Source organism: Vibrio sp. SBT000027, assembly GCF_963894355.1.
Classification (GTDB): Bacteria; Pseudomonadota; Gammaproteobacteria; order Enterobacterales; family Vibrionaceae; genus Vibrio; species Vibrio splendidus.
Genome location: NZ_CAWQGD010000004.1, coordinates 964,138 through 980,181, shown reverse-complemented (window position 1 = coordinate 980,181; position 16,044 = coordinate 964,138). Strand labels below are relative to the sequence as shown.

General features: G+C 43.9%; 17 protein-coding genes. All 17 read right to left on the bottom strand.

Annotation, left to right across the window (positions count from 1 at the left end):
- Nucleotides 1-62: 62 nt before the first annotated feature.
- Nucleotides 63-1,094 carry a potassium channel protein gene (locus tag AACU28_RS14280; protein WP_102548634.1) on the bottom strand — a complete coding sequence of 344 codons (1,032 nt, stop codon included), beginning with the start codon at nucleotides 1,092-1,094 and terminating at the stop codon, nucleotides 63-65.
- 173 nt (nucleotides 1,095-1,267) lie between these two features.
- On the bottom strand, nucleotides 1,268-2,329 hold the full coding sequence (gene nadA / locus AACU28_RS14275; protein ID WP_004736488.1) for a quinolinate synthase NadA: 1,062 nt from the start codon (nucleotides 2,327-2,329) through the stop codon (nucleotides 1,268-1,270).
- A gap of 210 nt (nucleotides 2,330-2,539) precedes the next feature.
- Entirely contained in the window at nucleotides 2,540-3,328 is a 789-nt protein-coding gene (gene ybgF / locus AACU28_RS14270) for a tol-pal system protein YbgF (protein WP_121603098.1), read from the bottom strand.
- Between the two features lie 33 nt (nucleotides 3,329-3,361).
- Nucleotides 3,362-3,904 (bottom strand): peptidoglycan-associated lipoprotein Pal, encoded by a 543-nt coding sequence (pal, locus tag AACU28_RS14265; RefSeq protein ID WP_004736484.1) that lies wholly within the window; start codon nucleotides 3,902-3,904, stop codon nucleotides 3,362-3,364.
- A 111-nt stretch (nucleotides 3,905-4,015) separates the two neighbouring features.
- Entirely contained in the window at nucleotides 4,016-5,368 is a 1,353-nt protein-coding gene (gene tolB, locus AACU28_RS14260; protein WP_017083928.1) for a Tol-Pal system beta propeller repeat protein TolB, read from the bottom strand.
- 12 nt (nucleotides 5,369-5,380) lie between these two features.
- A complete protein-coding gene (gene tolA / locus AACU28_RS14255; protein WP_017089570.1) occupies nucleotides 5,381-6,448 on the bottom strand; it encodes a cell envelope integrity protein TolA in 1,068 nt (355 codons plus the stop codon).
- Between the two features lie 13 nt (nucleotides 6,449-6,461).
- The gene (gene tolR / locus AACU28_RS14250) at nucleotides 6,462-6,905 is read right to left on the bottom strand and encodes a protein TolR (RefSeq protein WP_121603097.1); all 444 of its coding nucleotides are present in this window, start codon (nucleotides 6,903-6,905) and stop codon (nucleotides 6,462-6,464) included.
- Nucleotides 6,906-6,908: 3 nt separating this feature from the next.
- Nucleotides 6,909-7,592 (bottom strand): protein TolQ, encoded by a 684-nt coding sequence (gene tolQ / locus AACU28_RS14245; protein ID WP_017111033.1) that lies wholly within the window; start codon nucleotides 7,590-7,592, stop codon nucleotides 6,909-6,911.
- Complete coding sequence (gene ybgC / locus AACU28_RS14240; protein ID WP_017105747.1) at nucleotides 7,582-8,019, bottom strand: tol-pal system-associated acyl-CoA thioesterase; 438 nt, start codon at nucleotides 8,017-8,019, stop codon at nucleotides 7,582-7,584. Before ybgC ends, tolQ begins: the two co-directional genes overlap by 11 nt.
- Before the next feature lie 173 nt (nucleotides 8,020-8,192).
- Nucleotides 8,193-8,495 carry a cyd operon protein YbgE gene (ybgE, locus tag AACU28_RS14235; protein ID WP_017111034.1) on the bottom strand — a complete coding sequence of 101 codons (303 nt, stop codon included), beginning with the start codon at nucleotides 8,493-8,495 and terminating at the stop codon, nucleotides 8,193-8,195.
- On the bottom strand, nucleotides 8,488-8,595 hold the full coding sequence (cydX, locus tag AACU28_RS14230) for a cytochrome bd-I oxidase subunit CydX (protein ID WP_000270284.1): 108 nt from the start codon (nucleotides 8,593-8,595) through the stop codon (nucleotides 8,488-8,490). Before cydX ends, ybgE begins: the two co-directional genes overlap by 8 nt.
- Before the next feature lie 31 nt (nucleotides 8,596-8,626).
- A complete protein-coding gene (cydB, locus tag AACU28_RS14225; protein WP_017111035.1) occupies nucleotides 8,627-9,763 on the bottom strand; it encodes a cytochrome d ubiquinol oxidase subunit II in 1,137 nt (378 codons plus the stop codon).
- A gap of 13 nt (nucleotides 9,764-9,776) precedes the next feature.
- Nucleotides 9,777-11,363: a cytochrome ubiquinol oxidase subunit I gene (gene cydA / locus AACU28_RS14220; RefSeq protein WP_029223557.1), complete on the bottom strand. Its 1,587-nt coding sequence runs from the start codon at nucleotides 11,361-11,363 to the stop codon at nucleotides 9,777-9,779.
- Between the two features lie 552 nt (nucleotides 11,364-11,915).
- Nucleotides 11,916-12,932: a Holliday junction branch migration DNA helicase RuvB gene (gene ruvB, locus AACU28_RS14215; RefSeq protein WP_017105751.1), complete on the bottom strand. Its 1,017-nt coding sequence runs from the start codon at nucleotides 12,930-12,932 to the stop codon at nucleotides 11,916-11,918.
- A gap of 73 nt (nucleotides 12,933-13,005) precedes the next feature.
- Nucleotides 13,006-13,617: a Holliday junction branch migration protein RuvA gene (gene ruvA, locus AACU28_RS14210; RefSeq protein WP_017111036.1), complete on the bottom strand. Its 612-nt coding sequence runs from the start codon at nucleotides 13,615-13,617 to the stop codon at nucleotides 13,006-13,008.
- Nucleotides 13,618-13,709: 92 nt separating this feature from the next.
- On the bottom strand, nucleotides 13,710-15,170 hold the full coding sequence (locus tag AACU28_RS14205) for a methyl-accepting chemotaxis protein (protein ID WP_017111037.1): 1,461 nt from the start codon (nucleotides 15,168-15,170) through the stop codon (nucleotides 13,710-13,712).
- Between the two features lie 213 nt (nucleotides 15,171-15,383).
- Nucleotides 15,384-15,905 carry a crossover junction endodeoxyribonuclease RuvC gene (gene ruvC / locus AACU28_RS14200; protein WP_004736470.1) on the bottom strand — a complete coding sequence of 174 codons (522 nt, stop codon included), beginning with the start codon at nucleotides 15,903-15,905 and terminating at the stop codon, nucleotides 15,384-15,386.
- Nucleotides 15,906-16,044 lie beyond the last annotated feature (139 nt).

The window sequence follows — 16,044 nt, the reverse complement described above, 5'->3', positions numbered from 1 at the left end:
ATACCCAAAAGGCCTCACAATGAGGCCTTTTTTCGTTGTTGGACGAGATTAAAATAGTAGCTCTAGAAGCCTTTCCAATCGAAGTCATCAATTCGCTCGTCGGCGATATAAAATAGTTTAGTACCGCTGCTGACCACTTGATCGAGTTCTGGGTTAAGTTCAATACCACTACCCGTATCAATCGCGATCAACGTTGCTTGATACTTCTCTTTGAATACAGAGAAAATAGGCGCAACGGTGACAGACTCAGCATTTTCAGGGAAGTACGTTGAATACTGTGTCATGCCTCTTGTGGAACTTAATAGCTCTTGGTGAAGCGCACTAGAACCAGGGTCGACAGCAGCTTTGGCCAGCATTTCCGCACCCACAGCAGGAATACACTCTGAGTTAGGGCAATGTTTATGTAGCAGGTCGCTCAGCGCTTCATCTTTAAAATAAACCAGTAAGTGAGCTTTCGGGTTTCGGTTAGCACAGTAAAGTGCTGCAGACAGGGTGATGTCGTCTTCTGGGTTATCAATCAGGATGCAACTCGCAGACTCAATACCCGTTTTCTCCATCTCTTTTCCATCGGTGTAGCTGTTTACTTTGACGAAATTGATTTCACCGGGTAACGGGTTTTCGATATCTGAACGAGTACATAATACGATTGGTCGCTTACCCGTTTCTTCGTGTTGCAGCATGCGGATGAGGTGAATAGTTCTTTGTTCATTCCATCCCAACATCAAAATGTGGTTGTCCACTCTAACTCTCCTTTTCCCTAACAAGCCCGCTCGCCAATATTCAACACCTTCTGTTGCCACTTTACCGAGTAATGCGGCAAAAAGGCTGAGTCCACCCGGAATCACAAATAGAATGACTATCCACTGCCCCGCAGCCGTGGTCGGTGACAAATCACCATAACCAACTGTAGAAGCCGTCACCACCAAGTAGTAAGCAAATACGGTAACCGAACTGGTTAAATCTGTTTCACCCGCCAAATAAAGCATCGACCACGATAGAACTATGTAGCCAAGAAAAGTGAACAGTAAGTTTTTGCCATTCAAAACAAAGATGTTTGCTTTGATCCAGCGTTTGAGTTGTAACCAGATTATCATTCGAGCCTCAATCCATTTCTCTTAGTTACATGCTAGAAAAAATACGCGATATCAACAAGATGTATCATCAGAAAAAGATACATGACCACAAGATTGATATGGTCGCCCTATACTCAGGTACAAAAAAACCAGCACTATTGGCTGGTTTTTCACACGTTAGATAAAAGAACGGCTTACGCGTTACCTTTTACCTGCACATTTAACTGCTCTGCAAAATCTAGCATACGGTTCAATGGAATAAGAGACTTAACGCGTAATTCGTCAGAAACGAAGATTTCGTGTTGCTCACCACCATGCTCAAGTGCATTTTCAATCGCTTCAAGGCCATTCATAGCCATCCAAGGACAGTGTGCGCAGCTGCGACAAGTTGCACCAGCACCCGCAGTCGGCGCCTCAATCAGCTCTTTTTCAGGAACCAATTGCTGCATCTTGAAGAAAATACCTTTGTCAGTCGCGACAATCATCTGTGGATGAGGCAGCTCTTTCGCTTTCTTGATCAGTTGGCTTGTTGAACCCACAGCATCAGCCAGTTCAACAACACTTGCTGGTGATTCTGGGTGAACCAAAATAGCGGCTTCTGGGTAGACCGATTTCATTTTCTTCAGAGCATCAGCTGAGAACTCATCATGAACGATACACTCACCTTGCCAAAGCAACATGTCAGCGCCAGTTTGATTTGCAATGTAAGAACCTAGGTGGCGGTCTGGCCCCCAAATAATGGGTTTGCCTTCAGCATCTAAGCTTTCAACAATTTCTAAAGCGATGCTCGACGTAACGACCCAATCTGCACGTGCTTTAACAGCCGCAGAGGTGTTCGCGTATACAACCACTGTGTGATCGGGGTGAGCATCACAAAATTCTGTAAACTTATCCGCAGGACAGCCAAGATCAAGTGAACATTCAGCTTCAAGCGTTGGCATTAAAATGCGTTTTTCAGGGGTAAGGATCTTTGCAGACTCACCCATAAAACGAACACCAGCGATGATCAAAGTGCTTGCTGAATGACGGTTACCAAACTTAGCCATTTCTAATGAATCGCCAACGAAACCACCAGTTTCTTCTGCCAGAGCCTGAATTTCAGGATCGGTGTAGTAGTGTGCAATTAGAACTGCATCTTTTTCTTGAAGTAGTTTTTTGATGTTTGCGATGTGGGCCTGTTTCTGAGCGTCGCTCAATGGAACTGGCTTAGGCGGAAACGGGTAAACTGTATCGATTTTATCTAGTATATGACTCATTGCTCTTGCTCTACGCAACTTCTTCCGAGGATTAGAGTATTCTACACAGGACAGCGATGAGGATCAAAAAGGATTGGTTGCAAGTAGTGACTAGCTAATGCTTAAAACGCATAAACAAGGCGATGTGTTGGCATCATAAAGAAGATAAGTAGACACCAAACGGGAGTGATCAGGTATAAAAAAGAGGTACCTGAGCACCCCTATTTTGTTTTACAAGTGGGTTTTAGCCACTTTAGCCGAAGCACTGTTTGGGTACTCGGTAACGACTTGTTGGTAATATTTCTTAGCTTGCGCCGCATTGTTGTTGCGTGCAGCTATGTCACCAAGCTTAACCAGTGCATCTGCTCGCTTATTTGAGTCTTTGTATGACACAACAGCGGCAAAGCTCTTCACGGCTTCTTTATCTTGCTTCTTAGCAAAATAAAGCTGACCTAACCAGTAGTGTGAGTTAGGTGTGAAGGTTGAATCTGGGAAGTCTTTTTGAAACTTTTGAAATGCTGCGATAGCACCCGTGTAGTCTCGTTGCTTTAGAATCATATCTACAGCATTTTGATAAGCGGTTTGCTCATCCACATCAGTACTGAACGTACCAGAAGCGTCTTTAGAGCCTTCGCTCGCCGCTACTGCTACTGTTGCTGTTCCTGCTGCTTTCACCTCGCCTCTCACACGATCCAGTTCAATGAACAGTTCGCGTTGGCGCTCTAGCATTTGCTTCATATCGTAGCTGTTTCGTTCCAGCTCACCACGAAGTTCACTGATCTCCAGTGCCATGTCGTCGATTTGCTGTTGCATTTGAAGCTGAACGAGATTGCGATTTTGAAGCAGGCGCTCTAAACGCTCAATATCTGATTCGTTAGATGCAGATACTGCTCGAGAGGAAGATGATGAATTGGTTGCGGTGCTATTGAGATCGGATACTGGAGCTGGTGCAGCGAACGTAGTGTTCGCTGCACTTGCCAGTAACGAAAGCAAAATGACTCGCTTTGTGTTACTGAACATGAGGCAATTCCTCAATTATATAGTCTACTAAAATTAGTAAACTAGTACTGCGCGACGGTTTTTAGCGTACACATCTTCAGATTGACCTAGAAGAAGTGGCTTCTCTTCACCGTAGCTTACGATAGAGATTTGGTCTGCTTGAACACCTAGAGCTTGTAGGTATTTCGCTACAGCTTGTGCACGACGCTCGCCAAGTGCGATGTTGTACTCAGGAGTACCGCGTTCGTCAGCGTGACCTTCGATAGTAACGTTCATGTCAACGTTGTTGCTTAGGTAAGCTGCGTGAGCTGCTAGAATTTCTTCGTAGTCGCCAGCGATAGTAGAGTTATCGAATGCAAAGTAGATTGTTTGAGTTTCGCGTAGCGCTTGCTCTTTAAGCTCTTGCTCAGACAGTTGAGCGTTAGCATCAATTGGCGTTACAACAGTTGTGTCTACGTTGCCTTCTGAACCTGAAGTTGTTTGGTTGCTTTCAGTACCTGAAGTTGCAGATGTTGCTTCATCAGTTGAGCTACATGCCGTTACTGCCATCACTGGTAGTGCAATCATCAAGCCTTTAAGAACTTTGTTAAGTTGCATCTTTTTTTCCTTACGTTATCAAACTTAGTTTCTACAGCGACTAAGTGCTATAGATAGTTAATTGCCACAATAGTTAACACTATCAATAGCTAAAAGAATATATCACTTTAACTAGAGGAACGGTGACCATGCAGGCGCTCTTACACGTCCGTTGGTTGCCGGTAATCTAGCTTTGAAACGGCCATCGATAGAAACCATCGATAATACGTTTGTTTTGTTGTAAATAGAGCTATAGATAACCATACCTCCATTTGGCGCAATACTTGGAGATTCATCTAACAATGTCTTTGTTAGCACCTGAACCGCACCGGTTTCCAAATCTTGCTTAGCCAAGTTGAAGCCTGAATTACTGCGATTGACCATGATTAGGAATCGACCATCAGGGGTGATCTGGCCACCTAAGTTTTGGCTACCTTGCCAAGTAATACGAGAAGTCGAATTATTGGACAAATTTACATTATAAATCTGTGGTTTACCACCACGATCCGATGTGAAAATAAGAGACTTGCCATCTGGGTGCCAGAATGGTTCAGTGTTATTAGAACGGCCACGAGTAATTTGAGTCAGCTTACGGCTAGCAAGGTCAAGTGTGTACACCTGAAGGCTGCCTGTTTTAGACAATACCAATGCCAATGTTTTACCATCTGGCGAGAATCTTGGCGCACCATTATGACGAGGGTATGACGTTACTTTCTCACGCTCTCCCGTGTAAATATTCATGATGAATATTTCAGCTTGGCCATTTTGGAAACTCACATAAGCAAGCTTTTTGCCATCTGGTGACCATGCCGGTGACATTAGAGGTTGCTTAGAACGAAGTACCAAGCGCTCGTTAAAACCATCGTAGTCAGCAACACGAAGTTGGTATGGGTATTTATCTTTGTCGTTCACTACCACATAAGAGATACGTGTTAAGAACGCACCTTTCTCGCCAGTCAGTTCTTCATAAACTAAATCAGAAATACGGTGTGCGTACTCTCTCAAGCGTTTACCAGGAACTGTCGCTTTCTTATTGAACAACACGTGGTCTTTAGAAAGTACCAGTTGGCCCTCATCACTTAACGCACGGCTTTGTCCTTTGGTCAGTTGACCACGAACGATGTCGATCAGTTGATAGTTGACTACATATTGGCCTTCAGCATTTTTAGTAATGCTGCCAGTAAGCAATGAATCAACGCCTAAGTTAGTCCAAGCATCAAAATCCACCTCACTTTCGCTGTAAGGCGTCTGGGGCATTTTGCTTGTTGCTACTGGGCTGAATTTACCACTGCGTTGTAAGTCAGAAGCAATAACCGCTGATACATCGTGTGGCAATGGCTCTGCACCTTCCCAACGGAAAGGGACAATAGCGATAGGTCTTGCGGAGTTAATACCGTCTGTAATAACCAGCTCCAGTGCCGCGTGTGCAAACTGGCTGCTTGTAGCTATTAAGAAAACAAAACTCAGTAATAGTTTCTTTAACACAAGTTCGTCCTTTTACTCTGGTGATACAGTTAAGTTAATGTCTTTCAGTGATTTCACAATGTCTGGGTCTTTCGGCAACGGGTAAGATTGCACTTGTGCCACTGCACGCTTGGTTGCTGCACATAAACGGCTATCGCCATCTAAGATACTTAAGCTACCCAATATCGCGTTAGAGCCCGTTGGAATCAGCTTAAGGTTCACTCGACATGAGCGCCCTCTATAGCTGTCTTCTAACAACAGGTTCTGCTGAATCAGCTGGGTATAAATAGCGCCGTAACGCTGTGCTTCATCACTAATAAACTGTTGTCTTGCTGAAGAGTTTTGAGTCGATTCAGTCTCCAGTCCAGCAAAGATGTCGTTCAATGCTGCTTCTTGCTGTTTACGCTCTTTTTCAGCTTTTGCTGCAGCTTCTTTTGCTTTGCGCGCTTTCTCCGCTGCGGCTGCCGCTTCTTTCTCTTTCGCTATACGTTGCTTTTCAGCACGTTCAGCGGCTTCTTTTTCTTTACGAGCTTTATCTGCAGCTTCTTTCGCGGCCTTTTCTTTTGCCACGCGTTCTTGTTCAGCTTTAGCTATCGCCACTTCTTTGGCTTTTCGCTCTTTTTCCGCTTTCACAACCGCTGCTTCTTTCAATTTACGATCAGCTTCTGCTTTAGCGGCTTTCTTTTGTTCTTGCTTTAAACGAGCCTCTTCAACTTTACGTTGTTTTTCATTCTCAACTCGACGCTTTTCAGCTTCGCGAGCGGCTTTCGCTTCTTTGGCTTGCTTTTCTTTCAGCTTTCGAATGTTCTCTTCTTCAGCTTTACGATTTTTTTCAAGTCGTTCGCTTTCACGTCTTAGTTTATCTAGACGCTCTTGCTCTTTCTTACTCGCCGCTTCTCTTTGTTGACGAATCTGTTGAGCTTGTTGGCGAACCAACTGAGGATCAATCACCACGGCTTGAACCATCTGCCCAGTAGGCTTCGGTTCCGACATCGTGAAATCCGCCCCCCAAATAAGCGCAACGAATAAGATGACGTGCAGCCCAAGAGAGATAAGAAGCGGTGATCTAAAATTATTGGATTTCTTATTATTCGCTTTCATGAATGCTACGGAGCTATTCCCTTATATCCGTTAATAGGCCAACCTTTGGCACACCTGCACGGCTTAATTCATCAAGTAATAAAACCACTTCAGCGTAAGGCGTTGCGGCATCACCACCAACCGCCACTGGAGAGTTTGGCTTAAGAGACAATTCCGCTTTAACCCGAACAATAATGTCTTCAATTGACAGGCCTCGTTGAACCTCTTCATCATTAACGCTCAAGCCAAGCTCACCGTCTTTGTTCACTTCAACGACAATGAAGCTCGCGTTCTCGTCACCCAGCAAATCTTGAGCTGACTTAGCCGTTGAAGCCTTTGGCAATTCAACATCCACACCTTGTGTGACGAATGGTGAGGTCACCATAAAAATAATCAGCAAAACCAGCATAACGTCGATGTAAGGTACAACGTTAATCTCTGCCGTCATTTTGCGTTTTTTAGGTTGGTATCCAGCCATCTATTATTCCCTGCCAGCCATCGCTTGACGGTGAAGAATGCTGTGGAACTCTTCAGAGAAAGTCGCGTAGTTATGTTCGAGTTTACCTACTCGGCTACTGAAGCGGTTGTAAGCCATAACAGCAGGAATAGCAGCAAATAGACCCATTGCTGTTGCAATCAGAGCTTCTGCAATACCAGGTGCAACCATAGCGAGTGTCGCCTGCTTCACTTCGCCTAGTGCGATGAATGAGTGCATGATGCCCCAGACCGTACCAAAAAGGCCGATATAAGGACTGATAGAACCGACGGTCGCTAGGAAAGGTAAATTGGTTTCTAGCTCATCCACTTCACGGGCAACCGCAACGCGCATTGCACGACCAGTGCCTTCCATAATGAAATCAGGAGAAGTGGCATTAGATTTACGAAGGCGAGCAAATTCGGTGAAGCCTGCGTAGAAGATTTCTTCAGTACCAGAAAGCTCGTCTTTGCGTTTATTGCTCTCTTGGTACAATTTAGCAAGATCAACGCCAGACCAAAATTTGTCTTCAAAGACTTCTGTTTGTTTAGAAGCTTGAGATAATACTTTACTTCTTTTTATGATCATTGCCCAAGAAACAACAGACATGCCCATAAGAATCAGCATGACCATCTTAACTAGTAAGCTAGCTTCTAATATTAGGCCTAAGATTGAGATTTCAGCAGTCACTATTCGTTAGCTCCGTGAGAATAAATGTTGGCATTGCTTTGGGTTTCATTTTTTGATTATCGATACATGCTACCTTAACCATTGCTTTACACAATGCCTTGCCATCAGGATTTACGATCTCTTGACAGAAGACCAAGGTAGCTCGCTTCAACTCGTAAATATTTGTAATGACTTGTAAAGAATCATCAAGTCGCGCACCTTGAATAAAATCAATGTCCATATGTCGGACTACGAAACCGATATTTTGTTCTAACAGGACTTGCTGAGAGACGCCAATTGAGCGCAACATCTCAGTTCGAGCGCGCTCAAAGAACTTAAGATAGTTGGCATGATATACCACCCCACCAGCATCGGTGTCTTCGTAATACACTGTCACAGGCCAAGTAAATGGCTTAGATAATCCCTGCAATTTGCTACCACAACCCAAAACGATAAAGATCTCACTATAACCTAACTCTTTATCATTAAAAGTATATGGCAGTGATTTATTTGATTTGAAAGACGAAAAAAAAGGCCATCTGTATAAGATGACCTCTTTTTGGCTAAAAACCCAACAACTACCTAGGTTTACTTTGTTATAAACCTAGTCCACAACCCCATTTAGATAAGGCGCAGCACGGTTAGATAGAGCAAAATCGTGAGTGAAACGTAAGGGCTGAATAATAACTGCCACATCCAAGCTCTTGGCTTAAAACCGATACCATAAACCATGCTCGAGCATACAGCCCAGATGAACATAGGCCCAATGATAGCGTTAAAGCCACCGATGCTTGCCGCATACGTTTCAGGATCCCACATTACTAAACCAACATGCATGAAACCCAATATTAGGGATAAAGCTCTTAACAGAGTCTTATCCATTGGTTGATGCAATTTAGCAACTTGCTCTGCGAGATTACTCACTGTCTTTATCCATCATTTCTGAATGCTCAAGCCAAAGAGCATTGATGATGCCGAATGCACATGCTAGAAGTACACCCAAAATCCATGCGAAATACCACATAAAATTTCTCCTAAGTTATTTAACTTCTAGCTTAGTAAGCTGAAACGTCATTATCTTCGATGTGTTTCTTATCTAGACGACCAAACATTTTGTAGTATGTCCAAGTCGTGTAGCCCAGAATCACAGGAACCATTACCGCCGCAACTCCAGTCATAAGACCAAGCGTTAGCTCACTTGCTGTTGAATCCCACATAGTCAAACTATGGCTAGGGTTCAGGCTAGATGGCATTACGAATGGGAACATTGCAAAACCAGCCGTTAAAATAACACCAGCGTTAGATAGGCTTGAGAACAAGAATGCGAAACCACCACGCTCAAAGCGAGATGCAATCACAGCAAGCAGTGGCATTGCTACACCAAGAATCGGTGCAGCCCACATTGCTGGATACGTTTCGAAGTTTGTCATCCAAGCACCAACTTGAAGTGATACTTCTTTGTTTAGTGGGTTTGAATCAGCAAACGTATCGATAGTGCTTGTAATTACATAGCCTTCGATTGATTGAACCCAGAAGCCGCCAATAACGAATAGAGCTATAGCAATTAGGCCAGTGATCTGAGCAACGTTACGAGCGCGACTGTGCAGCTCTTCTGTTGTCTTCATTTGAAGCCATGTTGCACCTTGCATCACGAACAACATCAGAGCCAACACACCACAAAGCAATGCAAACGGGTTTAGCAGAGCGAAGAACGTACCATGGTACTTAGACATCATGAATTCGTTCAGTTCGAATGGAACACCTTGTAATAGGTTACCAAATGCCACACCGAAAATGATTGGTGGAACTGTGCCACTAAAGCAAAGTGCGTAGTCCCAAGTCTTACGCCATTTTGGATCTTCAATCTTAGAACGGTAATCAAGAGCAAGTGGTCGTAACCAAAGCGCTGCTAACGTCGCATACATTGCGAAGTAGAAACCAGAGAAAGATGTCGCGTAAACCAGTGGCCATGCAGCAAACAATGCACCACCCGCAGTGATAAGCCAAACTTGGTTACCATCCCAGTGAGGGGCAATCGTGTTTAGCATAATACGACGTTCAGTGTCGCTCTTACCGATAACAGGTGAAAGGGCTGCAACACCCATATCGAAGCCATCAGTTACGGCGAAACCAACCAGTAGAACACCGATCAATACCCACCAAATAAGTCGTAAGCTTTCGTAATCAAACATAATATTCCCTCACTTATACTTCGACTGAACGGCTAACTTTGTCTTCAACAGAGTTATCGTTTTGTTCGAAGTGGTAACGGCCTGTCTTTAAGCTACTTGGACCTTTACGTGCGAATTTCAGCATTAGGTAAACTTCAGCAATCAAGAACACTGTGTACAGTGCCAGAATAGCGAATAGTGAAGTCCAAAGCTGTTCAATAGTTAGTGCTGATGCAGCCACGTTAACCGGTAGGATTTCACCAACCGCCCATGGTTGACGACCAAATTCAGCAACGAACCAACCCGCTTCGATCGCAATCCAAGGTAGTGGGATTGAGAATAGCGCCGCTTTAAGTATCCATGGTTTCTGTTCGATCTTCTGACGACACGTTTGAACAAACGCCGCACCGAATACAAACAACATGATGAAGCCACAAGCAACCATCAGACGGAATGACCAGAATAAAGGCCAAACTGTTGGGATAGAATCATCCGCAGCCATTTGGATTTGATCTTCTGTTGCGTCAACAACGTCGTCTGTGTAGCGCTTAAGAAGCAGACCGTAACCTAGGTCACCTTTCACTTCGTCGAACGCTGCAATGTTTTCTTCAGACTTGTCACCTGAACGTAGCTTTTCAAGCAGCTCGTATGCGTACATACCAGTGCGGATACGATCAACGTGATCATCACGTAAGTCACGCAGGCCCGTTACTTCAGTATCAAGCGAACGCGTTGCGATGATACCCATTACGTAAGGGATTTTAATTGCGTAGTCAGTATTCATTGTTTCTTGGTTTGGAATACCAAAAACAGTAAATGCTGCTGGAGCTTCTTCAGTGTGCCACTCTGCTTCTACCGCAGCGAGCTTCACTTTTTGAACTTCACCAAGCTCGTAACCAGATTCATCACCTAGCACGATTACTGACAGGATCGCCGCCATACCGAAAGATGCTGCAATCGCAAAAGAGCGACGAGCAAAGGCAAGGTCACGACCTTTAAGAATGTAGTATGAGCTGATACCAAGGATGAACATAGCACCCGTTGTGTAACCAGACGCCACTGTGTGTACGAATTTAACTTGCGCTACTGGGTTTAGTACAACTTCAGCGAAGCTCACCATTTCCATACGCATGGTTTCAAAGTTAAATTCCGCACCCACTGGGTTTTGCATCCAGCCGTTCGCTACCAAGATCCAAAGCGCTGAGAAGTTAGAGCCAAGTGCTACTAACCACGTTACCGCTAAGTGCTGACGCTTTGACAATCTGTCCCAACCGAAGAAGAAAAGACCAACAAAAGTAGACTCTAGGAAGAATGCAACAAGCGCTTCAATAGCTAGCGGAGCACCGAAGATGTCTCCAACGTAGTGAGAATAGTAAGACCAGTTCGTACCAAACTGAAACTCCATGGTTAAGCCTGTCGCTACACCAAGAGCAAAGTTAATACCAAACAATTTACCCCAGAACTTGGTCATGTCCTTGTAAATTTGTTTGCCAGTCATTACATATACTGACTCCATAATGGCAAGAAGAAATGCCATACCTAAGGTCAGTGGAACAAATAAGAAGTGATACATCGCTGTAAATGCAAACTGCAATCGCGACAGATCAACAACATCAATCATGGTAACTCCTTTGTGTCGGCTGAATGACACTTGTGTGATTATTCACCGCAAATATCCATGTTAAAACAATTTATATAATTGTTATTACAAATTGAAATTTGTAGCAAAAACGTACCGTTATAGTTAGATTATTGTTAAGCATGAGCTAATATAGCTGGCGCTAATATTACTGGTAAAATCAGTATGTTTCAAAAGGTTTATAGGAGAAGTCTGCGTTGATTTGTATCAATTTTATTCAAGCAAATTAGAGTTATTTTTAAACAATCATGATTAAAATCACACCAATTTTAGCGTTGTTAATAACCGCGCATGATATCTGTGACAAAAGCTCAGCACCACTTCAACATCCAAATTACAACTACCTATAAAGTATTAACAAAAGATATGACAGTTTATTTCATTTTTTGTTAGCTAAATCAAACTTGAAATCAAAGTTTCCATTTTTGAATTTCTCTATTTAGCCTTTTTATCGATTTGCTCAAAGAGTTGTTATTCAATAAAAACCAAAAAATCCCAGCGCTTATGCAACTGGGATCTTTAGAAATGAATAAGTTAACGATTTGAGGGCTTGTCTATTCCGAAGTGTAAATACGCTCTGTCGGTAGCAATTCGACCTCTTGGTGTTCTTTGCAGATAACCCTGCTGAATCAAATACGGTTCCAATACATCTTCAATCGTATCTTTTTCTTCACCAATCGCAGCTGCCATGTTGTCGATACCGACCGGACCACCACCAAACTTCTCCATAATCGCAAGTAGAAGCTTTCTGTCCATGTAGTCAAAGCCTTTGGCATCAACGTCCAACATATTGAGTGCCTTATCCGCTACGTCTGGGCAAATATGTCCGTCGGCTTTCACTTCCGCGTAATCTCGTACACGGCGTAATAAACGGTTCGCGATACGCGGTGTACCACGAGCACGACGAGCAATTTCTAATGCCCCATCCGACTCCAATGAAAGTCCAAGGCAATCTGCACTGCGCTGAACGATATTTTGAAGGTCTTCAACCTTGTAGTACTCAAGACGCTGAGTAATACCAAAACGGTCACGTAATGGCGATGTCAGTGAGCCAGCACGAGTGGTTGCACCAATCAAAGTAAATGGAGGAAGGTCAATCTTGATAGAGCGAGCCGCAGGGCCTTCACCAATCATGATATCCAGTTGGTAATCTTCCATTGCTGGATACAGAACCTCTTCAACCACAGGGCTTAAGCGGTGGATCTCATCAATGAAAAGCACATCGTTTTCTTCGAGGTTAGTTAATAGCGCGGCTAAATCGCCCGCTTTTTCTAAAACTGGACCTGAAGTCGTGCGGATGCTCACATCCATTTCATTGGCAACAATGTTCGCCAACGTGGTTTTACCTAAACCGGGAGGGCCAAAAATCAACAGATGATCCAGAGCTTCATTTCGCATTTGGGCTGCTTGAATGAAAATCTCCATCTGGTTACGAACGTGGTCCTGACCTTGATAGTCGGCTAGCGCCTTTGGACGTATTGCACGGTCGATAACATCTTCATCTTTAAAGACCGGATTATCCGGTGCAATCAGGCGATCGGCTTCAATCATAAATTCTGTTATTCCTAACTCTGCGTACAGGCAAAGTGAATGAGTCTATTTTATAGAACAAGTATATGAGGTATTAAACCATCGACTTCAGTGCTTCGCGAATCAATTGTTCGCTGGTCATGCCATCTTTAGCCACTTGAGCAACAACTTTAGAGGCTTGCGTCGGTTTATAACCCAACGCAAGTAATGCGCTTACGGCTTCTTCTTCAGCATCGTGAACCGCTGGCATCGAGTCCATTGGCGCAGCATCCGTTGCAGGCGTAAACAGATCACCTGCTCCCCACCCTTTCAAGCGGTCTTTCATTTCAACAACAAGACGTTCTGCCGTTTTCTTACCAACACCCGGCAGTTTAACCAGCGTAGAGATATCTTCACGTTCAACGCTCTGAACGAATTGGCTAGCAGTCATGCCTGAAAGAATCCCAAGACCAAGTTTAGGACCGACACCATTCGCTTTAATCACTTCACGGAACAAGGCACGCTCTTTAACGGTGTTAAAACCATAAAGTAGCTGAGCATCTTCACGTACCACAAAATGAGTGTAGATAATTGCTTCTTCGCCTACGTTTGGTAACTCATAAAAACAGCTCATTGGCATTTGAACTTCATAACCAACACCACTGACTTCAATCAATAATTCTGGTGGCTGTTTTTCTATTAATGTACCGCGGAGACGTCCGATCACAATTCACTCTCTTGATGGAATTTAATTTGAAGGACAGAATATAAAAGAACTGGATACTTATCCAGTTCTTTGTGTTTTTTGAAGTGAATTATTTAGGCTTGTTTGGCTTGCGAGACCACGCTGTTCAAGCTCGCGACCAATTCTTTAACCGAAGTCACATGACCCGTTAGCTCAGAACCATAATTCGCGACTAAGCCTGACACCGATTTAGTTTCCGCCACACTTTGGGCGACTTCTGAACTGGCGAGATCGAGCTCTTTTAGCGAATTCATCTGCATTGCCATAATATTGGTGAGCTGATTAACATCTGTTGATATGGTTTGCACCTCAGAGATAATACCGTTCATCTCGCTCGCCGTGGTTTCGATGATTGCTCTGCCGTGTTCAACTTCTTCTTTACTGCGATCTAACAAAGTTCGAATCTCTATCGCCGAATGACTGCTTTTCGCCGATAGCTCTCTTACCTGATCAGCTACCACAGCAAAGCCTCTTCCTTGCTCACCTGCTCGAGCCGCTTCGATTGCCGCGTTAAGTGCTAACAGATTGGTTTGCTCAGCAACCGAAGTGATCAAATCAGCGACCTTCATGATTTCTTGATTACTTTGAATGATTTGACTGATCGCATCGGTTGAAGCTTCTAGTGACTCTGAGCTCTTTTGCGCTTTGGTTCCCACCGCTTCGCTGCGTTCTTTCAGTTCACCTACGAATGAATTGGATTCTTCAATGCCTTGAGTCATTTGATGGAGTTGTTGACTCATCTCTTCTGCAGCGCTCGCTTGAGATTCACAATTGACATTCAACACTTCGACTTGAGCATGCAAGTCTTGTGACTGCTGATCTAAATGAACCGAAACACCTTGTAGACTCTCTGAATTCGAATTAGCTTGGTCGAGCACGATAGACAACCGACCTTCACTTTGCGTCGCTTGATTGGCAACATGTTGGCTTTCTGAAATCGCATCCTCTGCCATTTCGATGGCCACCTCTTTTTGCTTAGCTGTAAAGGCTTGAGCAATACAGATCACCACCAGCGGCATAATCACACCGGACCAAGTTTCTACCACTAACGCATCAGGGGTTAGCTCAAGCTGGGGAAATGCAAATCCATTGAGATGTGCTGAGGTCATCACTAATGAAACACCGATAACCAGTCCACTCCATACCAAAGCCACAATTCGTGTTCCTGATAAGAAAAAAGCGACCACTAACAAAGGCACCCAATAAGCTTGAGTGGAAGCCACAACCCCACCGCTTTGATAAATGATGTTCAACGCGTGGACAGCCATGCCGACAAAACCAAAGTTAAGTGCAAGGCTCGGCTTACTCGTCACACGAAGTAGCAGTGCAGAGATCAGTTCGAATACGATAAGAAATACAGATGTGGCGATCAGAAGTTGCTCTTCGTGCTTAGTCCACTTGATTAAGCTATAGACACCCACGAAGAATGCGATAAAAGTGAAGAGTAATAAGATATCGGCTTGTCTGACTTCGTTGTTACTCCACCCATTGTTTTTAGGTAGAAACAGCGCGCGCCACAGCTTGATTGGGTTCATCAGTGATCATCCTTGATTAACTTGTAAGACCTCCGACCAATGTTAATAACATGTTAAATGATACGCAATGTTATTATCTGGGTTATGTTCGAAAGATCTCATTTCATCAAGGATTTAGAGGTGTATTGTTTTGATATGAGCCAAACAGGGCGTGAGGCTCATCAATAGAATAAGTTTAAAAGGCAGAATTAGGAACTAACAATAGAATTAGATTTAACGGTAACGCCCTTTTCTTGCTCCTGTTGCTTTGCCTGCAAGTGCGACCAAGGTTTTATTGGTGTTAGCGTGAGTGATCGCTACGCCTAGAGCATCGGCTGCATCGGCTTGTGGCTTAGCGGGTAGTTTGAGCATGCTCATCACCATATTCTGAACCATAGACTTATCAGCGCCACCATTACCAGTCACCGCTTGTTTGATCAAACGAGCCGCATATTCATGTACAGGTAAATCTGCATTCACCGCTGCTACAATCGCACTGCCACGAGCTTGACCAAGTTTAAGTGCTGAATCGGCATTCTTCGCCATGAACACTTGTTCGATCGCGAATACGTCAGGCTGAAACTGAGTGATGATTTCGCTCACGCCGGCGTAGATTTGTTTGAGTCGGCCTGGCAGTTCTTTTTCAGAGGTGCGAATACAACCGCTACCTAAGTAATATAGATGGCGACCATTTTGACGAATCACGCCATAGCCGGTAATACGAGAACCAGGGTCAATCCCTAAGATAATAGACATAACTTCAAATACTGATTATTTATACATGCTTTATGAGCTTAGTATATCGAACGCAAAAAAAAATGCCCGTCAAATTAACGGGCATTTCGTTGTTCTGCGAAAGAAAAAATTCTATCAAAAACTAAGTTTTGTTGAAAGC

Excerpts from the sequence above, each read along its gene's own strand:
- ruvC (WP_004736470.1), bottom strand. The coding sequence starts at position 15,905 with ATGTCTATTATCTTAGGGATTGACCCTGGTTCTCGTATTACCGGCTAT.
- ybgF (WP_121603098.1), bottom strand. The coding sequence starts at position 3,328 with ATGTTCAGTAACACAAAGCGAGTCATTTTGCTTTCGTTACTGGCAAGT.
- cydX (WP_000270284.1), bottom strand. The coding sequence starts at position 8,595 with ATGTGGTATTTCGCATGGATTTTGGGTGTACTTCTAGCATGTGCATTC.
- cydB (WP_017111035.1), bottom strand. The coding sequence starts at position 9,763 with ATGTTTGATTACGAAAGCTTACGACTTATTTGGTGGGTATTGATCGGT.
- AACU28_RS14280 (WP_102548634.1), bottom strand. The coding sequence starts at position 1,094 with ATGATAATCTGGTTACAACTCAAACGCTGGATCAAAGCAAACATCTTT.
- pal (WP_004736484.1), bottom strand. The coding sequence starts at position 3,904 with ATGCAACTTAACAAAGTTCTTAAAGGCTTGATGATTGCACTACCAGTG.
- ruvB (WP_017105751.1), bottom strand. The coding sequence starts at position 12,932 with ATGATTGAAGCCGATCGCCTGATTGCACCGGATAATCCGGTCTTTAAA.
- AACU28_RS14205 (WP_017111037.1), bottom strand. The coding sequence starts at position 15,170 with ATGAACCCAATCAAGCTGTGGCGCGCGCTGTTTCTACCTAAAAACAAT.
- cydA (WP_029223557.1), bottom strand. The coding sequence starts at position 11,363 with ATGATTGATGTTGTTGATCTGTCGCGATTGCAGTTTGCATTTACAGCG.
- nadA (WP_004736488.1), bottom strand. The coding sequence starts at position 2,329 with ATGAGTCATATACTAGATAAAATCGATACAGTTTACCCGTTTCCGCCT.
- tolR (WP_121603097.1), bottom strand. The coding sequence starts at position 6,905 with ATGGCTGGATACCAACCTAAAAAACGCAAAATGACGGCAGAGATTAAC.
- tolA (WP_017089570.1), bottom strand. The coding sequence starts at position 6,448 with ATGAAAGCGAATAATAAGAAATCCAATAATTTTAGATCACCGCTTCTT.